This window comes from Terriglobus sp. YAF25 (assembly GCF_052113305.1).
In the GTDB taxonomy this organism is placed as follows: Bacteria; Acidobacteriota; Terriglobia; order Terriglobales; family Acidobacteriaceae; genus Terriglobus.
Map to the genome: position 1 here is coordinate 1 of NZ_JBFRCY010000586.1, position 5,941 is coordinate 5,941.

Below are 5,941 nucleotides of genomic sequence, written 5' to 3' on the forward strand. Positions count from 1 at the left end.
GCCCACGATGCCCAATTGAATGCGATCATTCGCTCCCAGAATGCGGGCATACGAGCGAGCATTCATTCCAGCGCTCAGGAATGCCATTCCAGAAGCCTTAACAAAGGTTCTGCGATTTGTAGACATCGTATTTTCCTCCAGACTATCGTGACCCTTCCGGCAACAATCTTTAACGGCCACTATTCCGACGTGCCTTTCAGCTCCACCGCATCCGGCAGTGTCGTATATCCGGCGACGCGCACCCACGCCTTTCGATCGCCAAGGACCCTGGGATCGAAGCTCCCCTGAATCGACTTGGTCTCGCCGGGGAAGATCGTCACATAGTTGTCGTCATACTCAATGGGCAGCACGTCTTCCCCATCGCGATTGCCAATGATGGTTACACGCTCGAAGAAGGCCACGTTTGAGCTACCGTTATGCAATGTGATGGAGAAGCGGCTTCTGTCATCCGCGGTCGTCACGGTGCCGGCGACATCCAGCTTTATTTTCGGCATTGAGTTCAGATCGAGAAATGTCGACCAACTCGTTTGCGTATAGGGATAGTCGTCATCGTCATGGAGCGGATCGCCGAAGTCATCCAGGGTCTTCGACTGCCAGTAGACGTTGTCAACCAGGCGTCGTCCATCGGCGCCGAACAACTCGCAACGCACAAAGTATGTCGAAGCCAGATGCGTGGGCCGTGGCAATGTCAACGCTACTGTGACGCCCTGAGCCGCCACTGATTGATGCGTTGCCTCCTTGGCATATCTGACCTTACCCTGCAGATCATAGATACGAACTCGAACCCGGAGCCCTGTTTGCAAGGACATCGTCTGGTTGGTGATGCGTATCTTAGCGGCCCCATGCGGCTTACCTGCATAGTAGTCAAAGACAACGCTCAGCGGCCTGAGCGCTTTCTTCGCGCCAAAGTACCCGCCGCCAGGTTCCATGTAGTAGTCGTATAGATGTCCGAAGAAGGAAGGCCAGTGGTTATTGAGCATCCAGTACATCTCCATCTTGTGCGTGGCCCAGCCATCGGACGACCACGCCTCGAACTGAGCACGAGTAGTCTCATAGTGGGCRAGCTGCGCCTTATTCGCGAACTCCTCCGCACTGTCTGACTTGCCATATCGGCGCTCAATTACCTTGCGGATCGTGGTCAACTGGTTCGCACCTTCMTGGGCACCCGCGTGCAAGAACCAGAATTCATTGGGTGGCCACAATTTGTCCGTCGGAATGAACTTCTTCAGGCTTTCAAAGGGGGGAATCACCTCGTTATCGCCATACTCAGCGCTGGATCCACTCGAAGCAGAATACTTTGGATCGAACCAATACGAAGGTGGATGCCAGCGATCGACACCCGACATTCCAATGCCATCCCACACTTGCTTCCCGTTCGCGTCCTTGTTCCCATTCGCGTCTGTATCGACGATTGGGTTTTGCCAATGGAGTTCATGCAGTATCCGCCGATAGTCTTCTCGCAAGGGCTCGGGTGGAAGCCCATCGCTTCCACTCGACCAAAGGAAGGCAGAGCTATGAGAGCGCAGCATGAGAATCTGTGAGCGCAGGCTTTGCCTGGCAACTGCTTGATCCTCCTCGCTCCATTGCTCCCATTGCTCCCATTTAGAGCAGCACATCCAGCCGACCATGACTGGAATTCCGGCTCGATCTGCCAGCTCGAACATGTTTTCGTCGGCAATCTTAGATTCCCAACGCAGCATGTTGAGCCCAAGATCCTTCACGTATCGGATGTGGTCGGCGTTGCGTTGGCGATCCTGCCGAAACAGCAGATCCGGCGTATAGTCGGCGCCTCTCACAAGAAAGTTCTTGCCATTCACCTGCAGATAGAAGTTGCCCTCGGAGGTCTTGCTAAAACGAAGGTCCGCATCGCGATGCTGCGTCACCTTCCTGATTCCAAACTGCAAGGAACTCGCGTCGGAGACCTCATCTCCAACCTTGAATGTAATGTGCAGATCGTAAAGATTGGGATCCCCCATCGTGTATGGCCACCACAGATCCGGATGATCCACTGCCAACTGCGGAAACGTCTTTGGAGTGAAACTAATCTCTCGTGCCTCGCCGGCTCTGAGCACGACCGGCTGTTCCACCTGGATCGGAGATTTGCCCACCCGTGTGATCTCCGCAGTCAACACACCATTGACGGGGTCATGGGTCGCGTTCGAAAGTGTCGCATAGACTGTGAGCGCTGAAGAATCTGTGGCGGGCAGCGGAAGGTCGGTATTGACCAGTACATCGGAAACCTTCACCGCACCCGTGACGTGAAGATAGACCGGCTTCCACACACCCGCGTTACGGTCCGCGGTCCAGCCTTCCTTGTAGTGATCCGAGCGCGGAGCCTTCGAGCCGAGATATTTCCAATCCAGCCAATCATGCCAACTGTCCGCGAGCTCCACCCCACTCACATCGGGAATCGCCTGCTCCGGCGTGACCCTGATGGCGAGGGTATTCGACTGCCCTGCACGTATTAGATCCGTCACATTGAATGAATGCCCGACATACATCCCTACTACCTGACGGCTGTCGGCGAGCAGCGTTCCGTTGAGCCAGATCTCGGCACGATAGTTCACACCTGGCAGGTCCAACCAATAGGCCTTGTGGCCTGCAGGAGCATAAAAGCTCGTCCGATACCACCAGTCCTGTTTATAGAGATCCTGGGGCACCTCATTCACCAGGTTCATTCCTACGTACAGGTTCGGATAGACACCATCTTCCTGAAGGACTTCAAGCACGGTCGCCGGCATCTGCTTAATAGGAAACCAGCCATTCGTGTCGAAGTTCGATTGAGAGATAGCGGCGCCGGTGCCCGGCTTTTTGTCGGCGGAGATCAGTTTCCACCCGCCTACCAACTCCGTGCGGCCAGCGACCTCCGTCGCAAACGCAACCTGGCGGTACGGTTTGGAGTCGAAGCTTATGGGAGCACGCGTTTTGCTTACAGGCGCGGGCACTTCATCCTATGCAGCATCCGCGATCGCGGCCAACTGGCCCCGTGCAATCGCCGTTGCCTCCACCGATCTCCTCGTCGACACGGAACGCTTTCTTTCCGATATCACGGTTGTTATCTCCATCGGCCGTTCCGGTAATAGCCCCGAGAGCTATGCCACCGTTGGCCGGCTACTGCCTTGCGAACCAGGCTAAGGTTGATGACGTGCTCCCTCAGGCATGCGTGCATGGATCGGCTCAATTTGAACGGATTAACAAAGTCGTGGAGCGCGTGGCCGCTGCTGTTAGAGATCGCATCGTGCTGCTCTGCTCTTCGCCATCCTTCCCATGGGCACAGGAGGGCGTGCTCAAGTGCCTGGAGATGACCGGAGGAAAGTATGCTGTCCTGCCCGAGACCTACCTTGGTCTTCGTCATGGACCGATGAGTTTCCTCGCGTCTAATACTGTCGTCCTATGCCTGCTTTCCAACAGTCCCATTCGACGCCGCTATGAGCTCGATCTTGTGAATGAACTGAAGACAAAGGGCCTGGGATATCTCGTTGCCATTGGCGCAGCCGATAATGAAGCGTCCTTGTTCGATGAACACATCCCTGCGATCGTCACAAGTGGGGCGGACAATCTACGCACTCCGTTCGAGATCGTCGGACCGCAACTGCTGGGATATCATTTGAGTCTGCGTAACGGCTTGGATCCCGATAATCCAAGCCTCGATGGAGTAATCAATCGAGTTGTCCGTGGCGTGAAGATCTACGATGAGGACGAAGAATAACGCGGCCGCATAACCTTCTGCCTACTCGAAGATGGAAGTCCATATAAGCTTTGAGTCAGTGTAGCGAATCGCCCCTTTTTCAGTTTGTACGCGAGGATTCGATGGCAGAAGTAGCTCGGGATGTGACCGTTAATGCAGCCTCCGGTGAGACTCCAAAACTCAATCGAACCTTGAGCTTATGGAGCCTAGTCCTTATTGGAATGGTCATCGTCCAACCGACCGCACCGATGGGAATCTACGGCGTCATCAATAACAAGGCCGGCGGCCATGTCGTGACAACCATTCTCCTGGCCATGGTTGCGATGCTGCTTACGGCAATCAGCTATGGCAAGATGGCCGCTGCTTATCCCAGCGCGGGATCCGCGTACACCTATGTGGGACAGGAGACGCACCCGGCACTGGGATACATCACAGGGTGGAGCATGGTGATGGATTACGTACTCAATCCGCTGATCTGCGTCGCCTTCTGCGCCAAGGCCGCTATAAACGTCTTTCCCGGCCTTTCCTACTATGTCTGGATCATCATCTTCGTAAGCTTGCTCACGTGGGTAAACCTGCGCGGCATCCAGACATCCGCGCGGATCAACGAAACTCTTTGCATCGGCATGACGATCATTGTCGCCCTCTTCCTTGCAGCCGTTGTACGTTTCGTCTGGCAACTCCACAGCTATGGCCCCGGATACTTTTCCCAACCCTTCTATAACCCCACTACCTTCAACTCTTCGAGGATCTTTGCGGGCACATCGGTAGCGGTTCTCACATACATCGGCTTCGACGGCATTTCGACGCTGTCGGAAGAGGTTGAAAATCCTCGCCGTAACATCCTGCTTGCAACGGTCCTGGTTTGCCTTGTTACTGGCGTTCTCTCAGGCCTTGAAGCGTATGCGGCACAGTTGGTCTGGGGCTCGCAGGCCTTCCCCAGCGATCAGGTTGAATCTGCCTTTGCCATCATCTCCCGACGGGCTGGCGGAGCTGCACTGTTCCAGATCATCAACTTCACATTGTTGATTGCGAATGCAGGGTCCGCCCTGGCCGCGCAGTTGGCGGCCGGAAGACTGCTCTACGGTATGGGGCGTGGCAATGCCCTGCCTAAGTCTTTCTTTGGAACCATTGATCCGAAGAGTCGCATTCCCCGCAATAATGTCCTTGCGGTGGGAGGCTTTGCATTGATTGGTGCTGGGGCTCTCGAATATTTCTCCCGGCAGTTGGGTGGAGGCGCTTATGAAGTTGGGGCTCAAGCAGTTAACTTTGGCGCCTTCATCGCGTTTATGGGTGTGAATGCAGCGGCCTTCATCCGCTATTGGCTGCGCGCCGAGGTGAAGAAGGTGCACAACTTTGTGCTACCTTCACTCGGCTTCCTAATCTGCGGCTTTATATGGCTCAACCTTAGCCGCACCGCCCTCGTTTTGGGCACTGTCTGGATGGTTGCTGGTACGCTGTATGCCGCCATCAAGACGAAGGGCTTCCGCGGTGGCCTGGTGAGCTTCGATCTTCCAGCAGATTCCGAGTAATGCCGGCAGGATCTGAAAAAGTCGATATCTGGAATTGCATCCCCAACATTCCGTAGTGGCGCACGTCCCGACTCTCGGACACGCGCCACCTGAAATTGAGGCCGTGTCTGATGAGTCCTGTTGGCTTCTCGGCCGGCAAAGGAAACCGTATCTCAGGGCTGCGAGGTCCCGCATTTTTTTCGATATGGAACGTCCGGATGCCGAAAGTCCCTGGCCCGGAAACAGGCACTGTGGATGGGACATTGATCGAGGCCGAGCCCTGGAGAAGAGCTACAAAAGAAGGTCCGATCCGCCGAAACACGGTTTCTGTACAGAACGGCAAGTCGCAGGAGTGCGACACACACCAGTCGAAGACCGATCCCCCGGCTGTATTGAAAAAAGCCGTGAAGACGGGTATATCGATAGCTGCAACGAGAGCTACCACGAACGTCAGTTCATTGACGCAAGTGCCGAGATGGACACGACACCTACGTGCCGCGTTATCGGAAGAACCGTTCCTGCGTGCTTGGCCCTGCCCTTTACGAAAATCCCGAATATGTGAGCCGTCGGAAACGGCGCGAGTGGATCTAGCAATACTCAATGGGATCAAGAATACCGCTCACATTCGCTAACTACCCGACAATACTGCTACGCAAAAAAGATGGGAGATGCATTTTGCATCTCCCATCGAAATACCCACATCGAAGACGTTCTAGAAGAGGACCTTCAAAGCCAATTGCAT

General features: G+C 55.0%; 4 protein-coding genes. 3 read left to right on the plus strand and 1 reads right to left on the minus strand.

The genetic code is table 11. The annotated features are described in order from the left end of the window. Positions 1-179: 179 nt before the first annotated feature. Complete coding sequence (locus AB4043_RS20575; RefSeq protein WP_442307942.1) at positions 180-2,945, minus strand: glycosyl hydrolase 2 galactose-binding domain-containing protein; 2,766 nt, start codon at positions 2,943-2,945, stop codon at positions 180-182. Here AB4043_RS20575 and AB4043_RS20580 point away from each other — a divergent pair. The 3 genes from AB4043_RS20580 (at position 2,911) to AB4043_RS20590 (ending at position 5,220) form a co-directional block, all read left to right on the plus strand. Further along, the gene (locus tag AB4043_RS20580) at positions 2,911-3,135 is read left to right on the plus strand and encodes a hypothetical protein (protein ID WP_442307943.1); all 225 of its coding nucleotides are present in this window, start codon (positions 2,911-2,913) and stop codon (positions 3,133-3,135) included. The genes AB4043_RS20575 and AB4043_RS20580 overlap by 35 nt on opposite strands. 76 nt (positions 3,136-3,211) lie before the next feature. Beyond that, positions 3,212-3,709 (plus strand): hypothetical protein, encoded by a 498-nt coding sequence (locus AB4043_RS20585; RefSeq protein ID WP_442307944.1) that lies wholly within the window; start codon positions 3,212-3,214, stop codon positions 3,707-3,709. A 101-nt stretch (positions 3,710-3,810) separates the two neighbouring features. Continuing rightward, positions 3,811-5,220 carry an APC family permease gene (locus AB4043_RS20590; protein ID WP_442298870.1) on the plus strand — a complete coding sequence of 470 codons (1,410 nt, stop codon included), beginning with the start codon at positions 3,811-3,813 and terminating at the stop codon, positions 5,218-5,220. Positions 5,221-5,941 lie beyond the last annotated feature (721 nt).